At 68.2% G+C, this 18,216-nt stretch carries 17 protein-coding genes and 1 tRNA gene; 10 read left to right on the top strand and 8 right to left on the bottom strand.

Annotated features, from left to right (window positions below; translation table 11 throughout):
- Window positions 1-59: 59 nt before the first annotated feature.
- The 5 genes from P2T62_RS08490 to P2T62_RS08470 all read left to right on the top strand — a co-directional run bounded on the left by P2T62_RS08490 (window position 60) and on the right by P2T62_RS08470 (window position 3,297).
- A complete protein-coding gene (locus tag P2T62_RS08490; protein WP_276260967.1) occupies window positions 60-206 on the top strand; it encodes a rubrerythrin-like domain-containing protein in 147 nt (48 codons plus the stop codon).
- A gap of 572 nt (window positions 207-778) precedes the next feature.
- Complete coding sequence (locus P2T62_RS08485) at window positions 779-1,264, top strand: ferritin-like domain-containing protein (RefSeq protein ID WP_276260966.1); 486 nt, start codon at window positions 779-781, stop codon at window positions 1,262-1,264.
- Complete coding sequence (locus P2T62_RS08480; protein ID WP_276260965.1) at window positions 1,261-1,716, top strand: metal-dependent transcriptional regulator; 456 nt, start codon at window positions 1,261-1,263, stop codon at window positions 1,714-1,716. The genes P2T62_RS08485 and P2T62_RS08480 overlap by 4 nt, the downstream gene beginning before the upstream one ends.
- Window positions 1,717-1,888: 172 nt before the next feature.
- A tRNA-Gln gene (locus tag P2T62_RS08475) sits at window positions 1,889-1,961 on the top strand.
- Window positions 1,962-2,274: 313 nt separating this feature from the next.
- Window positions 2,275-3,297 carry a hypothetical protein gene (locus P2T62_RS08470; RefSeq protein WP_276260964.1) on the top strand — a complete coding sequence of 341 codons (1,023 nt, stop codon included), beginning with the start codon at window positions 2,275-2,277 and terminating at the stop codon, window positions 3,295-3,297.
- Window positions 3,298-3,718: 421 nt separating this feature from the next.
- Here P2T62_RS08470 and P2T62_RS08465 read toward each other — a convergent pair whose 3' ends face one another.
- Together P2T62_RS08465 and P2T62_RS08460 are read right to left on the bottom strand one after the other, a co-directional pair.
- Window positions 3,719-5,089, bottom strand: a complete 1,371-nt coding sequence (locus P2T62_RS08465) for a geranylgeranyl reductase family protein (RefSeq protein ID WP_276260963.1) — start codon at window positions 5,087-5,089, stop codon at window positions 3,719-3,721.
- Between the two features lie 71 nt (window positions 5,090-5,160).
- Entirely contained in the window at window positions 5,161-6,144 is a 984-nt protein-coding gene (locus tag P2T62_RS08460; protein ID WP_276260962.1) for a MinD/ParA family ATP-binding protein, read from the bottom strand.
- Window positions 6,145-6,370: 226 nt separating this feature from the next.
- Here P2T62_RS08460 and prf1 point away from each other — a divergent pair, with 226 nt between their 5' ends.
- Window positions 6,371-7,612, top strand: a complete 1,242-nt coding sequence (prf1, locus tag P2T62_RS08455; protein WP_276260961.1) for a peptide chain release factor aRF-1 — start codon at window positions 6,371-6,373, stop codon at window positions 7,610-7,612.
- A 106-nt stretch (window positions 7,613-7,718) separates the two neighbouring features.
- Here the strand turns inward: prf1 and P2T62_RS08450 are convergent, their stop codons facing one another.
- Window positions 7,719-10,385 carry a glycoside hydrolase family 15 protein gene (locus P2T62_RS08450; protein WP_276260960.1) on the bottom strand — a complete coding sequence of 889 codons (2,667 nt, stop codon included), beginning with the start codon at window positions 10,383-10,385 and terminating at the stop codon, window positions 7,719-7,721.
- 233 nt (window positions 10,386-10,618) lie between these two features.
- On the opposite strand from P2T62_RS08450, the gene P2T62_RS08445 reads away from it, so the two are divergent.
- The 3 genes from P2T62_RS08445 to P2T62_RS08435 all read left to right on the top strand — a co-directional run bounded on the left by P2T62_RS08445 (window position 10,619) and on the right by P2T62_RS08435 (window position 12,579).
- Window positions 10,619-11,413 carry an aldo/keto reductase gene (locus tag P2T62_RS08445; RefSeq protein ID WP_420028445.1) on the top strand — a complete coding sequence of 265 codons (795 nt, stop codon included), beginning with the start codon at window positions 10,619-10,621 and terminating at the stop codon, window positions 11,411-11,413.
- A 97-nt stretch (window positions 11,414-11,510) separates the two neighbouring features.
- Window positions 11,511-12,299 carry a hypothetical protein gene (locus P2T62_RS08440; RefSeq protein ID WP_276260958.1) on the top strand — a complete coding sequence of 263 codons (789 nt, stop codon included), beginning with the start codon at window positions 11,511-11,513 and terminating at the stop codon, window positions 12,297-12,299.
- A gap of 70 nt (window positions 12,300-12,369) precedes the next feature.
- Window positions 12,370-12,579: a DUF7333 family protein gene (locus tag P2T62_RS08435; protein ID WP_276260957.1), complete on the top strand. Its 210-nt coding sequence runs from the start codon at window positions 12,370-12,372 to the stop codon at window positions 12,577-12,579.
- A 166-nt stretch (window positions 12,580-12,745) separates the two neighbouring features.
- On the opposite strand, the gene P2T62_RS08430 is transcribed toward P2T62_RS08435, so the two are convergent.
- The 5 genes from P2T62_RS08430 to P2T62_RS08410 all read right to left on the bottom strand — a co-directional run bounded on the left by P2T62_RS08430 (window position 12,746) and on the right by P2T62_RS08410 (window position 16,967).
- A complete protein-coding gene (locus tag P2T62_RS08430) occupies window positions 12,746-13,180 on the bottom strand; it encodes a hypothetical protein (protein ID WP_276260956.1) in 435 nt (144 codons plus the stop codon).
- A 192-nt stretch (window positions 13,181-13,372) separates the two neighbouring features.
- Window positions 13,373-14,341, bottom strand: a complete 969-nt coding sequence (locus P2T62_RS08425) for a phosphoadenosine phosphosulfate reductase family protein (RefSeq protein ID WP_276260955.1) — start codon at window positions 14,339-14,341, stop codon at window positions 13,373-13,375.
- A gap of 169 nt (window positions 14,342-14,510) precedes the next feature.
- Window positions 14,511-15,683, bottom strand: a complete 1,173-nt coding sequence (locus P2T62_RS08420; RefSeq protein ID WP_276260954.1) for an acyl-CoA dehydrogenase family protein — start codon at window positions 15,681-15,683, stop codon at window positions 14,511-14,513.
- A gap of 169 nt (window positions 15,684-15,852) precedes the next feature.
- A complete protein-coding gene (locus P2T62_RS08415; RefSeq protein WP_276260953.1) occupies window positions 15,853-16,488 on the bottom strand; it encodes a DUF7110 family protein in 636 nt (211 codons plus the stop codon).
- A gap of 137 nt (window positions 16,489-16,625) precedes the next feature.
- Window positions 16,626-16,967, bottom strand: coding sequence for a glutaredoxin family protein (locus P2T62_RS08410; RefSeq protein ID WP_276260952.1), 342 nt, complete (start codon window positions 16,965-16,967; stop codon window positions 16,626-16,628).
- Window positions 16,968-17,110: 143 nt separating this feature from the next.
- On the opposite strand from P2T62_RS08410, the gene P2T62_RS08405 reads away from it, so the two are divergent.
- Window positions 17,111-18,172 (top strand): NAD(P)/FAD-dependent oxidoreductase, encoded by a 1,062-nt coding sequence (locus P2T62_RS08405; protein WP_276260951.1) that lies wholly within the window; start codon window positions 17,111-17,113, stop codon window positions 18,170-18,172.
- The last annotated feature ends 44 nt before the right edge of the window (window positions 18,173-18,216 follow it).

The following is an 18,216-nucleotide window of genomic DNA, read 5'->3' as shown; positions in this document are numbered from 1 at the left end:
TACGGTACAGTTAGCATCTTAGGGTAACGGTTTACTGTCGAAACCGCACAACTGGAGACGTGAGCCACTTCACCGACCCGTACACGGCCAGCGAGACGACCTACGAGTGCTACGACTGCAGCGGCCGCGTCGTCGTCGACGGCCATCAGGGCGCCTGCCCCGACTGCGGCGGCAACGTCCGCAACATCTCCGTCCCGCGCGAGTGACCGTACCGACCCCTGGCATCCCGCCCTTGGTGTGTGTTACCGGTACCCAAGGATTTATCTCCACCCGGACCCAATGACGGGTTGCTGCCGGAGTCCACGGGGACACACCGGACGACTCGATCGAAGCGATAGCGAGGTCGAGTTGGGGGCAACCACCAAAGGGTCCGTAACAGGGCCATGAGGAGAACGCCTCGAAGGAGAACCACAGCGGCCCACCATCCGGCCATCCGGATGGCTGGACGCGAAGGCCAAGTACCGGATGTCGTGTGAACGACGTTCGCGAAACCGACGACACGAGCGCAAGGGTCGGTGAGAGCCCGACGAAAGCCTCACGGCAGGCCGGTGCGAGCCCGGCTAAAGCGCCCGGAAGTCGGAAGGGCCGTACGGGCCGTGGAAAACGTCTCCCGTCCGGGTCCTATCCGTGCCGACTCCGGCTTCTTCCAGTTCCGCACCCCGAGCCTCTGCTCCGTCGTGTCGGCCGAACGTTCCGACCCCACGAGGGAACCGCTTAAGTCCGCGGCTTCCCGACTGGCGGGTATGTCAGAACCGGTCCGCTGCCGGGGTGAGAGGACGTGAGCCTCTCGTACCCGGTCGCCTCCGACCACCAGCTCGCCCGGCTCCTCCAGATCGGGATGGTGCTCGAGGAGGTCGTCGAGGCCCGCGCCCACAAGCACTACGAGTCCCTCGACGAGGGAGAACGGGACGCCGAGCTGGAGGCACTGCTGGAGGGGGCCGCCGAAGAGTCGGCCGGCCACCGGGCCGAACTCGAATCGCTCGTCGACGAGCTGGAGGGCGACCCGGTCGCCTACGAGGAGATCGAGGAACTCGTCGCGGCCCGCTACGAGGCCGATACGGACACCGACGGCGTCCTCTACGATCAGCTCGCCAGCGAGGAGACCGCCTACAAGTTCTACGACGACCTCGTCACCGCCATCGAGGGCTCGGACGTGCGCTTCAGCGTCGACCGCGACCGCCTGCTGGAGACGCTCGTTGCGATCCGCGAGGACGAGGCCGAGGGCGTCGAGGAGGTCACCCGACTGATGGAGGCCCGCGAATGAACACCCAGAACCAGTACCTCAAGGCCATCTACCTGGTCCAGGAGCAGGAGGACGGCCCCGCCTCGACCGGCAAGGTCGCGGACGCGCTCGACGTCTCCCCGGCCTCGGCCAACGAGATGATCGGCAAGCTCGAGGCTGCCGGCCTCGCCGACCACGAGAAGTACAAGGGGGTCGACCTCACGGACGAGGGGATCAAGCGGGCCCGCGACGCGCTCCAGACCTACTGCATCATCGAGCGGTTCCTCGTCGAGGTGCTGGAGGTCGAGGAGTTCCGCGCCGAGGCCCGCCAGCTCGAGTCAGTCATCGACGAGACCGTCGGCGACCGCCTCGACACCATCATCGACCGGGACCCCTCGTGCCCGGACTGCTTCGACGCCGACCTCGACGTCTGCTGCCACCTCGTCTCCGACCTCGACATCGACGTCGAGGTCGAATCCGAGGCGGCGGACTGAGCGGCGCTCTCAATCCACTCCCGTCAGCTCGACCGGTATCCCCGTCGGGAAGCAGCCGGAGTCGATGGGTCACCCGTGCCACGAGCGCGTCGAACACGGCACGGTACCAGTCCCCGAGAGTGGGTCGTTTGAGTAAGACCTATTCCGGCAGAACCCCGAACCGTTGACGCGAAGCCCTGTGGTGTAGTGGCCAATCATAGAAGCCTTTGGAGCTTCTGACAGCGGTTCGAATCCGCTCAGGGCTATACCACGGATGTATCCCCGACATCTTTCCTGCGTGCCCCTTTGTACAAATACATCCAGGTCCGGATCCTCACCCGTCGTCTGCCAGTACCCGGATGCATCACGAAGCAGCATGACGGGCTGTGTCTGACGTAGGCGTGCGTCGAGGAGCGACCGGACACGGCCGGGGAGTCCGACGCGGCGGGGGGTCCGTTCCGTCGTCCCGGTGGTCGGTCCGATGGGGATGACCGTGGAACGGGGAACCGGGGCGTGAATCCGGTACAGGTGGTCCCGGGTTCCATCACCCTTATTCGCCCCTGCTCGGTGGGGTAGCGCATGGCACCCGAGGACAACGAGCCGGTGCTCGACTGGCCGCTGCCGGTCGGGGAGCCGGGGCGGGAGGTGTGGTACTCGCTGGTGAGTCCGACCGACGGCTCGGTCGCGTTCTGGTACCGGTACACGCTGCTGTCGACGGAGGGCGGCCGGCAGGAGGGCCGACTGTGGGCGGCGCTGACCGACCGCGAGGCCCCCGACCGGTCCGTGTTCGTCACGCGCTCGGTCCCGTTCGAGGACGTGCGGGCACGGGGGAGCCCCTCCTTCTCCCTGACCATCGACGACGCCGAACTCACGTCCGCGTCGGCGGTCGGTTCCATCCCCCTCGACGCGGACGGTGACGAGGGCGACGATGGCGGCGGGGTCGCCTGGGACCTCTCGTACGACCCGGACCCGTACTCGTTCACGCCGCTCCGGAGCCAGCGCCTGACCGACCTGCTGGCGAAGACGGTCGGGACGGGCAAGCACTGGAGTGCCAACGAGGCCGTCCGGATGGACGGCGAGGTGACGGTCGGGGACCGGACCATCGAGTTCGCGGACGCCCCCGGCCACCAGGGACATACCCTCGGCTCCTCGCCGCCCGAGTCGTGGACCTGGATACAGTGCAACGACTTCGACGACCGCTCGGTCGTGCTGGAGGCGCTGGACATCGAGGGAACGCTCTCGATCTGCCTGCGGCGCGACGGAGAGGTCCACGCGCTGAACCGGCTCAAGCACGTCGTCGGGCCGAAGGCCAACACCACCGAGCACGACGAGCCCGGTTTCTGGCGCTTCTCCGGCAGCGGCGAGGGGGTCGAGTTGCGGGTCACGGTGCGCGCCCCCGAGGACGTGAAGTGGCAGACCGTCTCCTACATGGCGCCCGACGAGTCGCTCCGGTACAACGCCCACTGCTCGCTGGCCGACGTGACGCTCACCTACACCGTCGATGGCGAGGAGCCGGTGACCCTCGAATCGTCGGCCGGGCGCGCGGAGTGGGTCGGCGCGGAGCCGCCGCTGGAGGGGTACGCATACCCGCCGGAGTGGTGAGAACGGCACCGACTGTCCTCCTGTTGCCGGAGATGAACTCCCTGAACGTCGCTTCACCGCCTCCTCCGAGCGGAGTGAGCATGGTTCATCCGTCTGGGGCAAGGGCGATTCGTCGGCAACAGGTCCGCGACCGTGACACCAGCAATACGACTCTGTACGCGCGAGCGAAGCGAGCGCGTTTCACCGCTGGCGACCGCTAGGAGCCAGCGGCATTTTTTCTGAACGTTTTTTGGCGTCATCAGAACGCTTCGCGTTCTGATTGCCCGTGGAATCGCGGCGCGATTCCACGACGGCGAGTGGTACCCGTCGATCGGCGGCTTCGCCGTCCTCAGAACCGCGGAGCGGTTCTGATGGGCTGCGCGAGAGCTTCGCTCTCGCGAACGCCGGTCAAGTGGTACCCGAGCCGTCAAAAAAGCACGAGCTAGTACTTCGGGTCGGCGCCGGTGACCTCGTACAGCTCGTCCATGACGGCGTCCCGGCGGTCGCGCCAGGCCTCGAAGCCGTCGGGCGAGGTGGGGTAGTCATCGTAGATGTCCCGGAGGTCGCTCGCGAGGCTGTTCACCTTCCGGAGCTCCAGCAGCGTCCCCCAGTGGCCGAAGGTCTTGACGAGCGTCTTCAGCTTCAGCCCGAGTCCCATCGAGGCGGTGCCGTCACGGGCCATCACGTCGGCGATCTGCTGGCCCGGCAGGGCGGAGATGACCGAGACGAGGTCGTCCACGTCGTAGGTGCCGCCCCAGATGTTGTAGAGGTCCATCGCGGCGAAGCGCTTGCCGAAGTCGGTCTGGACCTTGCGGTTGTAGTCCCAGAAGGCGGCCTCGTCGTCCGTGGTGCCCTCGGAGATGGCCTCGACGGCCTCGAGCGCGGCCCAGTGGCCCGCCTTCGCGGCGCCGGGGATGCCACCGCCCGTCGTGGGGTTGACGTGGGCCGCGGCGTCGCCGACGGCGATGAAGCCCGGCGCCGTCGCGGAGTCGTACGGCCGCCGGGTGGGGAGCGCCGCACCGAGCTTGTCCTTGACCGTGGCGTTCTCGAACTCGGGGCGCGAGCGCACGTCGTCGCGGAGGACGCTCACGAGCTTCATCGGGTCCTTGTTCATCTGGAAGCCCAGGCCGACGTTGATCTCGGTCCTCGTCCGCGGGAAGTACCAGAGGTAGCCCAGCTCGGCGGTCGGCTTGAACACGAGCGCGTCGTGGTAGTCGACCGGTTCCTCGACCTCGATGACCTCGCGATACGCGGAACAGAACTGCGAGTAGCTGACGTTCGTGTCGAAGGTCGGACTGGAGAGGTCGGTCTTGTCCTGGAGGATCGACAGCGCCCCGGCGGCGTCGATGGTGACATCGGCCTCGTAGGTCGTCACGGACCCCTTCGAGGCGGTCTTGACCCCCTCGACCTGCCCGTTCTGGACGACGTCCTGGACGACGGTGTCGTAGTGGATGTCGGCGCCGGCCTTCGCTGCTTCGTCGAGGAGGATCTCGCCGTAGCGCTTGCGGTCGATGACGGCGCCGCCGTCGCCCTGCATCTCGATGGAGAGCTCGCCGCCCTGGGGGTTCTCGAACAGTGCTCTGGAGATCTCCTCGTTGGTGAACGACTCGCGCTTGAGCCGCTCACGGTCGATCACGTCAGGGAAGGTCGACGTGCCCTTGACGGCGTCGCCGCAGGCGATGTGGCCCGCCTCCTCCTCGGACTTTCGTTCGAGGATGGCGACGTCCACCCCCTCCCGGGCCGCCGTGGCTGCGGCGAACGCGCCGGCTGTCCCGCCGCCGACCACGAGGACGTCGTACGTCTCGGCTGGCATATCCCGTGGTTATCCGAGCCGAACTTAAAATACACTCCTTTCGGGTCGGCCGCCCCGGAACGGTCGGCTCGTCAGTCGAGACCGAACCGACCGAGCAGCCCACCGCCACCGTCGTCGTCGTCGCCCGACTCGGTTCCCCCCTCTTCCCCCCCGGTACCCGCGTCGGTGGACTCGCCATCCGGGGCGGCCTGGGCCGACGATGCCCCGGGGCCGCCGCCGTCGGCAGCGCTGTCGGCTTCGGCCTCGACGGCCCGGCTCCACTCGGCCAGACTCTCCGCGAGCCGGTCGTACGCCTTCGCAGCGGGCGCGTCCGGAACGCTGTACCGGACCGGTTCGAGTGCCGGCGTGCGCTCGTCCGCCGGGATGGTGCCGACGCCCTCGACGCCCACCTCGTCGGTGATGGCGGTGACGGTCGTCCGCTCGTCCGCGCGGTTCACGACCGTCCCGATGAGTCGGGCGCCGTTGCGCTGGCACTCGATGGCGGTCCCGTTCGAGGTCCGGACGTGGGACTCATCCGGCGAGGTCACCACCGCGACGCCGTCGGCGACGCCCACCGGGGCCGTCGCCGCCACCGATTCCCCGCCCGTGTCGATGACGATGGCGTCGTAGGCCATCACCAGCTCCTGGAGCACCGACTCGAGTTCGTCGGGGTCGGTGGCGGCGAGCCGGCGCTCCGACGGCCACCCCGCGATGACCGGGATGGTGTCCACGTCCGGGAACGCCGTCTCGTCGGTCCCCGCGAGGTCCTGCTCGCCCGACCGGAACTGCCGCCGGTCGTCGGCCAGCGCCTCCCGGTAGGCAAGCAGGTCGTCCTCCGGGACGTTCTCGGGCGCCAGTTCGTACTCGATGGTCGCCTCGCGGATCGTCGCGTCGCCGTCGAAGACGTCGTCCAGGGTGTGCTCGGGCTCGGTATCGAGGAGGTCCGCCACGTTCTCGCTGACGTCGGCATCCAGCACCGCGGCGTACTGGCCGTCGGCACGGAACGCGACGGCGACGTTCAGCGCCGTCGCCGTCTTGCCGGCCCCGTCCGCGCCGGCGACCGCGTAGATGTCCATGGGGTCAGTACGTCGCTATCGCCTTAATAAACTGTCCCACCATTGCCGGGTTCCGGCCCTCGGAGCCCGGCCCAGCCGACGATGACCCGACCGCCGTCGTGGGGTCGTCAACACTCGCGGGTCGGGGGGCTGTTGCAGTCATCGCGGGTCGTGAGTCGGTACCGCTCGTGGGGGTCGCTCTCGGACTGTCAACAGTTACTTACGGCCCATCAGCCTAGTGCCGGCAATGAGTCAGCAGGAGGCCGAACAGTCGGACAAACAGAAGTACGAGTTCAAGAAGGTCATCGAGGAGCTGAAGGAGTTCGAGGGGTCGGGCACGCAGCTGGTGAGCATCTACATCCCGGAGGACCGCCAGATCAGCGACGTCGCCCAGCACGTCACCCAGGAGCACTCCGAGGCCTCGAACATCAAGTCCAAGCAGACCCGGACCGCGGTGCAGGACGCTCTCACGAGCATCAAGGACCGCCTGAAGTACTACGACACCTACCCCCCGGACAACGGGATGGTCATCTTCTCGGGCGCCATCGACAGCGGCGGCGGCCGCACGGAGATGATCACCCGGACCCTGGAGTCGCCGCCCCAGCCCATCGAGTCGTTCCGGTACCACTGCGACTCGGACTTCCTCACGGAGCCGCTGGAGCACATGCTCGAGGACCAGGGCCTGTTCGGCCTCGTCGTCCTCGACCGGCGCGAGGCCAACGTCGGCTGGCTCCGGGGCAAGCGCGTCGAGGCCGTCAAGTCCGCCTCGTCGCTCGTCCCGGGCAAGCAGCGGAAGGGTGGCCAGTCCGCCCAGCGGTTCGCCCGGCTCCGGCTCGAGGCCATCGACAACTTCTACCAGGAGGTCGCGGGGATGGCCGACGACCTGTTCGTCCCGAAACGCCACGAGATGGACGGCATCCTCGTCGGCGGCCCCTCGCCGACGAAGGACGAGTTCCTCGACGGCGACTACCTCCACCACGAGCTACAGGACCTCGTCCTCGGGAAGTTCGACGTCTCCTACACGGACGAGTCCGGGCTGAAGGACCTCGTTGACGCCGCCAGCGACGTGCTGGCCGACCACGAGGTGATGAAGGACAAGCGGGAGATGGAGGAGTTCTTCGAGGAGCTCCACGACGGCGAGCGGGCCACCTACGGCTTCTCACAGACCCGCCAGAACCTGATGATGGGGTCGGTCGACCGTCTCCTCATCTCCGAGGACCTCCGGCAGGACGTCGTCGTCTACGACTGCAACGGGAAGGAGGAGTTCGAGACGGTCGGCCGCCGCGCCGAGACCCCCGACCACGAGTGCGAGAACGGCGCCGAGGCCGAGGTCAAGGAGCGCGAGGACGCCATCGACCACCTCATCGAGATCGCCGAGCAGCGCGGCACCGAGACGAAGTTCATCTCCACGGACTTCGAGAAGGGCGAGCAGCTGATGACCGCCTTCGGCGGCGTCGCGGGCATCCTGCGGTACTCGACCGGCGTGTAAGGACACCCCCAATTACTGACTAACAGGCTGAATTAGGCGAGGAGCCTCGACGTAAGAGGTGAAGGTGCAGAATTATCCGATTATACCCCCGCCTCGACCAGAGCTATCAGAACACGTTCGGCATCGGCCACGGGAACGGCGAGGCGCCGCCGTCGCCACCCGGAGGTCCGGCGTCTCCCTCGTCTTCGTCCCCGTCCGGTGACTCCTGCTGGCCGGACGACCGCTCGGCGTTCCCGGGGCCGGCCCCGAAGTCGTCGGGGGTCTTGCCCGACCGGCCGGGTGCCGACCCGTTCGTCTCGATGTGCCTGAGCTGGTCGATGACGCCGCCGCAGGACGCCTCCAGGGAGAGGTCGTACTCGTCGGTCGGCGGGTAGGCCTCCAGCGCCGCGAGGTAGAACAGGATCTGCTCCCAGACGTGTGGCTGCGAGACGGTCGTCTTCACCTCCCCCTCGCGGCGGATCCAGATCTCGCCCATGATGTGGGTATCGGGCGTGGCGTGGCGGTTGGCGATCCAGTCGATACCGTCCTTCACGTCGCCGGCGGTGACCTCGCCGTCGATGCCGGGCGCCGAGACGGGGCCGTCGCGGGTGGCCTGGGCCAGCGGGACGAGGCCCTTCGACTCGTACAGACCCGAGTCCTTCTCCCCGGCCGCGGGCTCGGCGAAGGAGCCGCCGAGCTGCTGCCAGACGGCGTGCAGGTGGTTCCGCATCCGGTGGGAGTCGTAATCGTCCCAGCAGATCGGCCAGGCCAGCGGCGCCATCGGGAAGCCCTTCTTCTTGCCGTAGAAGCCCGCGCGGCCGTCGGTGGGCTGGGCGTACAGCAGCCGCTCGGCCGCATCCCGCAGTTCGCTCCGGCGGGCGCGGTACGTCGCGGCCTTCTCGTCCTCCCCGAGTGCTTCGGCGGCGGTGACCGCCGAGCCCAGTCCCAGCCACACCGTCGCCGCGCCGATGATGCTCTGGGTCGGCTCCGGGTGGTCGTCCTCGCTGGCGTGGGCCTGCAGGTTGTTGCGGGGATCCTTCCACTCGACCAGGAAGTCCGCCGCGCGCTCGATGGCCGGCCAGACGGCTTCGAGGTAGTCCTCGTCACCCGTGAGTTCGTAGTGGTCGACGATGGTCCAGATGCCGTAGCCCGTCTCGTCGATCTCCCAGTCGATGGGCCCGCCGGCGACGCCGTCGGCGTAGTGGTTCATCGGCCAGTTGCCCCGGGGGGTGTCCGGGTACGTCGGGTGCGGGTTCGCCTCGGACTGCTGTATCTCGGCGTACCAGCGGTTGCGCCTGTCGATCCACTCGCCGCGGCCGATCATCCCGAGCCCGTAGTTGAAGAAGGCGCCGTCGCGGACCCAGTCCTCCCCGTACGGCGCCTGGGTGGCGATGGAGGCGACGATGGCCCCCGACCGCGGGTCGTAGCTCGTCACGAGCGTCACGAGCGCGCGCTTGCACAGCGCCAGCACCGCCGTATCGTCCGTGTCCGGCAGCGGCGGGTCCTCGAGCAGGTGCTCGATCCAGTCACGCTTCGCCCGGTCGATGCTGGCGAACGACCGCGTGCGGTACTCGCCGAGGAGGCTCGTCGCCGCGGCGGCCGTCTCGCCGGCCGTGAACAGCACGGCCTCGCTGGCGGTACCGCCGTCGTCACCCTCGAAGGCCAGTTCGGTGACCATCGCGCCGGTCGTCTGGCCCGCGAACCGGTCGTTACCCTGCAGCTCGCCGTCCCGGAGGTCGTCGTAGGCGTCCTGTGTGGGGCCACCCTGACCGGCCGGCGTGGCCGTCGGCTCGTAGGCGTCGCCGCCGACCTGGTGGCCGTCGCTCTCGCCCGCGAACCCCATCGCGACCGCGACGCGGCGGGGCTCGCCGGTCGAGGTGTCGGTGCCGGCTGCCTCGTGGACGATGGCGTCGGCCCCGGGGAGGTACCGGGCGATGTCCCGGTTCTCCTCCTCCTCACACCAGTCCCGGGTCGGCGATTTGGGCTTCTTCGAGACGACGAGATTGAGGTTCTCGAACGCCGCGAGCTTCGCCGTCTCGACCGGGGAGTCGGCGTCGCGCGCGACCATCACGTCCCGGTAGAGCACGTCGTCGCCGTCGCCAGTCGCGTCGCCGCCGCGGTCGGTGTCGCCCCGGGCCACCACGTCCCGGACCACGACCGTCAGGCCGAGCCCGTCGTTGCGGAACTCCGTTCGGACCGAGTCCGCGAGGTCCGTCGGATCGGCGTCGTCGTCGGTGTACGCCTGGGCCTTCGCCCACGCATCCTCGCGGAGCCAGGTGAGGTCGGTCCCCGTCCCGTCCTCGCGGTCGACGAGCAGCCCCAGGAACGCCCCCGCGTTCGGGTAGGCGCCGAACTTGCCGTGTTCCGTGCCGGAGGGGGGCTCGGCGCGGCTGTTGGTCTTGTACTTCAGCTGGTCGAAGAAGGAGGGCCGGGGCCACCGGAACACCGTCAGCGTCCCCTCGTCGCTGATGCCCACCGCCAGCGAGCCGTTGCTGGTCTGGGCGTTGATGTCCGTCGGGCCGTACAGCTCGAAGTCCGCGGCTTCCCCGATGATGCCGCCGCGACCGGGGTAGGCACACTGCTCGTCGCTCACGAACGAGCGCCCCGCGAACCAGTCGTTCATCGCCGCGCCCAGCTCCGCGCCGGGGGTCGTCGGATCCGCCTGCGAGCGGAGCGCCGCCAGTCCACCACCGCCGTCACCCGTCACTGCATCCAGGCCCGAGAGCGTCGCCCCCGCGCCCATCGCCCGCAGTACCGAGCGCCGTTCCAGTCCGTGCTGCCTGTCCCTGTCCATGTCCATCCCTTCGAGTACAGTCGCCTACCCGTTCTGCCTGCCATGTACCGACGTTTATGTACCTGTGTGACGTAGTCGCACGCTCCGGACGGGGCGTCCCCCCGAAGGACGTGAACACCGGTCTCGAAGCGACGTCGGCCGGTTCCCCAACGGATATTCGGCTCCCCGTCGAACGGCCAGTCAGCATGAGCAACCAGCAACAGCAGCAGGTCGGCGGGCCGGAGACGCGCGGGATGCCGCTGCTCGGCCTCGGGACCTGGCAGAACGACGACCCGGACCAGTGTGCCGAGTCGGTCGCGACAGCGCTCGATGCGGGCTATCGCCACATCGACACCGCGCAGGCCTACGGGAACGAGGAGGCCGTCGGCGAGGGTATCGAGCGCGCCGATGTCGACCGCGAGAACGTGTTCCTCGCGACGAAGGTGTGGATCGACAACCTGTCCTACGACGACGTCATCTCGACGACCGAGGACAGCCTCGACCGGCTCGGGGTCGAGCACGTCGACCTCCTGTACGTCCACTGGCCCGCCCGCGAGTACGAGCCCACGGAGACGCTGGAGGCGTTCGAGGAACTCCGCAACGACGGCGCCATCGAGCGCATCGGCGTCTCGAACTTCGAGCCCGAGCACCTCGACCGCGCGACGGAGGTACTGGGCGAGCAGCCGTTCGCCAACCAGGTCGAGATGCATCCGCTCCTCCAGCAGCACGAGCTCCGGCGCTACGCCGAGGACAACGGCGTCGAGCTGGTGGCCTACTCCCCGCTCGCCCGAGGGCAGGTGTTCGAGGTCAACGAGCTGACCGAGATCGCCGAGCGCCACGGCGTCAGCGAGGCGCAGGTGTCGCTGGCCTGGCTCCGCGAGAAGGGCATCGCCGCCATCCCGAAGGCGACCAGCGAGGACCACGTCCTCGACAACTGGGCGTCGCTGGACCTGGAGCTCAGCGACGAGGAGCTATCCACCATCGACGGCATCGAGGAGACCGACCGCCGGGTCCACCCCGACTTCGGCCCCGACGCCTGGAGCGAGTAGGGAGCCGTCCGGCCGGACCGGCAGGACTCACCGCTCTGTGGCCACGGCGCTCCCGGCGGGCGGAAGGTTGACGTACGGCGCCCGCAACCGCACCGACATGTCGACCGAGCAGCGTGACGGCGTCGTCGACGGCGTCCGTCTCGACGTGCAGCGGTTGCACGAGACGTGGATGGAACTGCTGTTCCCTCGCCAGCGTGGCGCCCAGCACTCGGTGCTCGGCAAGTGGAAGCCCTCCACCACCGGGGACAAGGTGAAGTACCGCGTCTGGGGGGCGCTCGGCGTCCCGCTCGTGGCAGTCCTCTACCCGCTGATGCTGTTCGGCGTGGTCGTCCGGTTCTACTCCCGGCGGTTCGACAGCCTCGCCACCCGCATCGGCCTCGGCGGGACGATACTGGTGATGACGGTCATCTGGGGGGCACTGACCGCGCTCGTCCGCTTCTACGGCGGGTTCGGCCAACCCGGGTTCCTGGCGGTGCTGGTCGCGAGCATCACCGCCGTCGTCTCCTCGGCGCTCGCCTTCATCTTCTGGGCGAAGGGCGGCCGCGCGACGACGGTCCTGCTGGCGTACCCGTTCGGCGTGACCGCCATCCTGCTACCGCCGGTCGTGGCGGCGTTCTACTCCGATGCCGTCGGGGCCATCGTGTTCACCCAGAGCCGGCAGATCGCCATCGTCCTGCTCAACCAGGTGTTCGAGCCCATCGGGCTCAAACAGCTGCTCCGGGACCGGTTCGAACTCCAGGGCATCGCGTTCGCGCTCATGTGGTTCGGCATCGCCGTCCCGGTGGGATGGCTGCTGGGGCTCGTCGTGACCCTGGCGAACCTCACCCGGCCACGGGATGACGAGGAGCAGAAGAACGAGGACGGCGCGAAGGCGTCCAACGACTGATTCCCGACGCCGAAGCGGCAGACGCACCCGCCTGACCAATCCTCATAATCCGTTCGCGCCTACTGGAGGTATGGAGTTCGACCTGACCGTCACGGCCGGCATCTTCGCGGCGATCATCGCGGTCGGCATCGGTGGCCTCGTCGCGGCCCCCATCCCGATGGCGACCGGGACCATCCTGATGATGGTCCTCCCCTCGACCGTCGTGTTCGGGCTCGTCTGTCTCGCCATCGGGGTCAAACACGGGGAGTACCGCGCCGGGAGTACGCGTGGCGGATTGTAGGTGGGCGGAGAAAATCATCGCTCTGGTGCGGGCAGATATCGATAACGGCCCCGGTTGATGCGTTGTACCCGGAACTATGGAATCCGGATAGCGGCGCGACCTGTACCTGCGGGCCCGCTCGAGGAGCGTACGGCCGACCACCGGGGGGCGGAGGTCCGAGGGTCGCTCACGCGACCGACCGCGTCCGGCCGCTCGCGACCCGGCGGCCCCAGCGTGCGAGGACCCCGAGTCCGAACGCGACGGTGCCGAGGCCGACCGCCAGCGGCACCCACATCTCCCACGCGCCACCGCCACCGAACGAGAGCGGGAGCGCGACGGGGAGTGCCCGCCCGGCGTACAGCCAGGAGTAGTACGTCAGGCGCGCCAGCACCGGGAACAGGACGAGCGCGACGGCCACGGCGAAGCCGCTGTTCTCGTAGGCCCACCAGCCCGCCAGGCCGACCCCGACGACCACCAGTCCGGGTTCGAGGACGGCCCCGACCGACACCGGGAGCATCGAGAGCGTCAGGACGAGGAGGTACAGCCCCGCAGCGACCGCGACGCCCGCCAGCGACCGCTCGCGGTCGCTCCCGACGAGGGCCGCCCGGAGGTCGATGTCCATGCCCGGGGATTCGGTGTGAGCCGGAAAAAACGTTCTGCAGGTGAAGGGACGGAATCGGGGCGACGGGCCCAGGAATCGGAAGATGTGCGGACGTCCGCCGTCAGGCGTGCGGTTCGACCGGTCCGAACCGGGCGGCGGTCGGCCGGCCTCGCGAACGGGTCGTGACCCGCGCTCCCTCGCGGGAGCCCCACCTCACATGTAGCCGAGGTCGCGGAGCCGCTCCATCAGATCCTCCTTGTCCTGGGCGCGGTTGCCGCGCTCGGAGGTGTTCTCCATGTCCTGGAGCCAGGCGGGTTCGTCGGCGGACTTGCCGGTCGAGACCTCCGAGCCGAGCGACCGGAAGCCCTCGAAGTACTTCGGTGAGACCGGGATGTCCTCGGGAGTCAGGTCGTTGGGCAGGTCGTCGAGCGACTGCGGGACGTAGCCCTCCTCGGGGTAGCCCTCGACCGTCTCCGGCACGACGAAGTACCAGAAGGCGTCCCAGACGTCGGCCTCGGCGAACTGGAGGATGGGCTGGATGCGGTCGTGGGGCGGGTAGATGTCCGGGTCGTGCCGGGGCGAGAAGAACGTCTCGTCGGCGCGGGCCTCCTGCTCGTCCCAGCGGATGCCGGAGATGATGCCGTCGATGTCGTACTCCTCGAGCGCGTCGTTCAGCGCCACCGTCTTGAGGAGGTGGTTGCCGACGTACGTGTCCAGCAGGAACGGGAACGTCTCCTCCTCGTACTCGAGGATGTTACGGACGTGGTGCTGGTTGTGCTCGGAGAGGGCGTCGATGGGGATATCGTCGCCGGGTTCGAGGCCGTTCTCCTCGACGTACTCGCCGACGTCCGTGTTGCGGGCGTACACCACTTCGAGGTCCCACTCGTCGGCCCAGCGCTCGACGAAGTCCATCAGCTCGTCGAAGTGCTGGTAGTGGTCGATGAAGACCGTCGGCGGCATCTCCAGGTCGAACTGGTCGACGACCTCCTTCACGAAGTACAGCGTCAGGGTCGAGTCCTTCCCGCCGGTCCACATGATGGCCGGGTTCTCGTACTCGCGCAGCCCCGTCTCCACGACCGCGAGGGCCTTCTCGATCTTGTCCTCGATGGTCGGGTAGTCCTCGGGGTTCTCACCTTCGCCGTCCGTGTAGTCGACGTCAAGGTAGTCGGGGAAGTCGGTCATCTCGTAATGAGATGTAATTAGCCAGTTGTAAGTGTTTTACGGCACGAATCTCACGTGTTAACCTGCAACACGGCAGGTCAGCGGACCGCTCGGGACCGACGACGGCAGCCGGTCCGCGACCCAGTCTCCCAGACCGAGGAGACGTTCGGTCCCGGTGACGAGGTGTCGTTCAGTAGCCGGGAATGTCCGTCAGCTCGTAGCCGACGATGAGCTTCTGGATCTCGGTCGTGCCGTCCGGGATGGTCATGGTGCGGGCGTCGCGGTAGTAGCGCTCGAGCGGGTAGTCCTTCGAGAGCCCGTTCGCACCGAACACCTGCATCGCGTTGGACGCCCCTTCGACGGACTGCTCGCAGGCGTACCCCTTCGCGAGCGAGGACATCAGCCGGGCCTCGTCGTCGCCGCGCTCGACCAGGTCGGCGGCGTGGTAGGTCAGGAGACGGGAGGTCTCCAGCGAGCACTTGATCTGGTAGAGCAGGTCCTGAACGAGCTGCTTGCCCGCGATGGGGCCGCCGCCGACCTCGCGCTCCTTCGCGTAATCGAGCGCCTCCTCCATACAGGCCTGCAGGATGCCGACCGACATCGCGGCCATCCCCGTCCGCATGTACGAGAAGATGGCGTTGAGCGGCTTCGCGCTCTGGAACATCGGGGCGTCCATGATGGCGCCCTCGCCCTCGGCGACCATGTTGCCGACGGCGGTCATCAGCTTGTTCTCCTCGGGGACGCGGATGTCGTCGAAGAACATCTGGCCCGTCGGCGAGCCCTTCCAGCCGAGCTTGTCGAGTTCGCGCGTCTCGAAGCCGGTCGTCTCCTTGTCGACGATGAAGAAGTCACGCGTGTCCGTCTCCTGGTCCTGCGCGACGACCAGCGCCATGTCCGCGATGGTGGCGTTCGAGACCCACGTCTTCTCGCCGTTGATGACGTACTCGTCGCCGTCCTTGCGCGCGGTGGTGTTCGGGTTGGCCGTGTCGCTGCCGCCCTCCGGCTCCGTGACGGCCATACAGGCGATACAGGAGCCGTCCTCGACCTTGTCGGTGAGTGCCTCGCGGGTCCGCTCGCCGGCGTACTTGCCGAACTGCGCCGGGAACGACATCATCAGCGCGACGTTCAGCGACGGCCACACCCGCGAGAGCTCCTCGGAGGTGATGGTGTAGGTCATCGGGTCGGCGAACCCCTCGCCGCTGGCGGGGCCGACGCCCAGCTCGCCGAGTTCCTGCTGGTACGCGATGACCTCGTCCTTGCTCAGGGCCTCCTTGTCGGCCTCGGGCAGGTCGGGGGCGATCTCGTTCTCCAGGAAGTCACGCAGCGAGTCCTTGAACATCCGGTCCTCGTCTGAGAGCTGCATACGCCCTCGTCAGGCGGACACGGCCTCGGCCTTGTCCATCAGATATGCGGGCCTTCTTTACCCCGGGGCGGAGCGTGGCCGCTGGAGTGTGTTGGATGCTACCGTGTAGCGTGGAATGGATACGGCCGGCCAGGTCGGGGGGAAGGGAGCTGCCGAAGAAGGGGAGGGATCAGTTGATGAACTTGTTGTCGCGCCAGTCCACGCCGCCGTTGTCGCTCTCGCGGGGGTCCTCGACGACCTTCACGCGGGCGGGGCGGTCCTCACCGTCGACGATGCGGACGGCCTCGAGGTCGTCGCCGACCGCGGTGATGGCCTCGAGCGAACCCTTGTCCGAGGTGCGTGCCAGGTTGCACAGCACCTCGAACATCGGGTACTGCAGTTCGGTGTTCTGGAGCACGGTCTCGCGGTCACCCTTGAAGCACGCGTACTCGATGAGCTTCGAGCGGACCTCCTGCTCGGCCTCCTGCTCGCCGCCGAGGCTGGACCAGGAGGGCCCACCGCCGCCGCTGCCGGAGGAGACGGAGCCGCCGCCGCCGGGCCCGTCGTCCGGTGGCGTCTCCTGCCACTCGCCGTCCTCGTTCTCGTAGACACGGTTCTCCGTGACGCTGGCCTTCAGCTGGGCCGTCGGCGTGTACTTCGAGATGTTCTCCTCGGCCGCGACCGAGGAGATGATCAGCGTGTTGTTCCGGCGCGTGATCTCGATGTCCTTGATCTCTACGGGGAGGTCCGGGTCCTCGAAGAACTCGTGGACATCGTCTAGTGGCAGTTCGAGTGTCGAATGGAGTCTGAATACCCTGCTGTTCATATTATCCCTGTCCCTGGGGAGCGGCAGACCCCCATCGGTTGGGTGGTCGTCTGTATATAGGGATTTCTCACTTATAGTTGTGTCTCTCGGCGCGAACGGCCGTGGCGGGGTGACCTGGCGGGGCGCTGGTCCCCGTTTCAGGCCTGCAGCGTCTCCGCCAGGTCACCCCGCTCGTGGAGTTCGACCAGCACGTCGCTCCCGCCGACGAACTCGCCGTCGACGAACGTCTGGGGGATGGTCTCCCAGCCGCTGTGCGTCTCCAGCGCCGCCCGGTACTCGTCGAGGGACTCCAGCACGTCGACGGTCTCGAACTCGTCGCGGTACTCGTCGATGAGCGACAGCGCCCGGTCGGAGTAGCCACACTGGGGCATCAGCGGCGTCCCCTTCATGAACAGCACCACCTCGTTCTCCGCGATGGCCCTCTCGACCTGCTCGTCGACCTCCTCCTGCGGGAGGCTGCTCTCGGGGTCGAACGTCATGACCGACACTGCGGCTCGACGGCTCATATCCCTTGCGGGCGGCCGACGGGCCGCAGCTGTCCAGTGTCGCCGGTGCCCCCCTGACGCCCGGTTACCCGGGGCTTACCGACCAGTTAACTGTAACCCGGCACTATCCGTCTCCGATGACCGACAGCGAGAGCCAGAACGAGTACGAGGTGGCGGTGGTCGGCGGCGGCCCCGCCGGCCTGACCACGGCTGTCTACACGACGCGGCTGGGCCACGACACCGTCGTCATCAACCGCGGCGGCGGGCGCGCGGCGATGATGCTGGACACCCACAACGTCATCGGCGTCACCGAGGACGTGAGCGGCAACGAGTTCCTCCAGACCGCCCAGGAGCAGGTCGAGGAGTACGGCGCCGACTACCATCGCGACTTCGTGAGCGACGCCGAGCGCACCGAGGACGGTCGCTTCCGGCTCACCGCCAACGAGGTCGAGGTCGTCGTCGACCACGTCGTCCTCGCGACGGGGTTCTCCGACGTCCGTCCGGACCCGCCGCTCCCCCGGACCGGCCGCGGGCTCCACTGGTGTCTCCACTGCGACGCCTACATGTTCGTCGACCAGCCGGTCTGGGTGATGGGGACCGGCGAGGCCGCCGCGAAGGTCGCGATGATCATGCTCAACTTCACCGACGAGGTGGACCTGCTCACCCGCGGCGACGAGCCCGAGTGGTCCGACGAGACCGACCGCCAGCTCGCTGCCCACCCCATCGACGTCATCCACGAGGACATCGAGAGCATCGAGAAGGGCGAGGACGGCTGGCTCGAGGCGTTCGTCTTCGAGGACGGCACGCGCCGCGCGTACCGCGGCGGCTTCCCGATGTACGGGAGCGACTACAACACCGGCCTCGCCGAGCAGCTCGGCGTCGACCTGAACGACGACGGCACCATCGCCGTCGACGACCACGGCCGCACCTCCGTCGAGGGGGTCTCGGCCGTCGGCGACATCGTCCCCGGCCACAACCAGATCCCGGTCGCGATGGGCCAGGGCGCGAAGGCCGGTATCGGCATCCACTACCGGCTGCGGAAGTACCCCCGCTCGCTCGAGGCCATCGAGGCCGAGGGCGAGGTGACGGCCGACCAGGTGCCCGGGATGAGCCCGGAGATGCGCCGCCGCGCCCGCGAGCACAACGCGAACGCGTCCGCACCCCCGGTCGAGCCCGAGTCGGGCACCGCCGACGACTGAGCCGGCCCACGACTCGGCTGGAACCGGCGTCCGCGATATCCTGT

The organism is Haloglomus litoreum, from assembly GCF_029338515.1.
Taxonomy (GTDB): domain Archaea; phylum Halobacteriota; class Halobacteria; order Halobacteriales; family Haloarculaceae; genus Haloglomus; species Haloglomus litoreum.
This window is presented reverse-complemented; position numbering and strand designations above follow the sequence as displayed.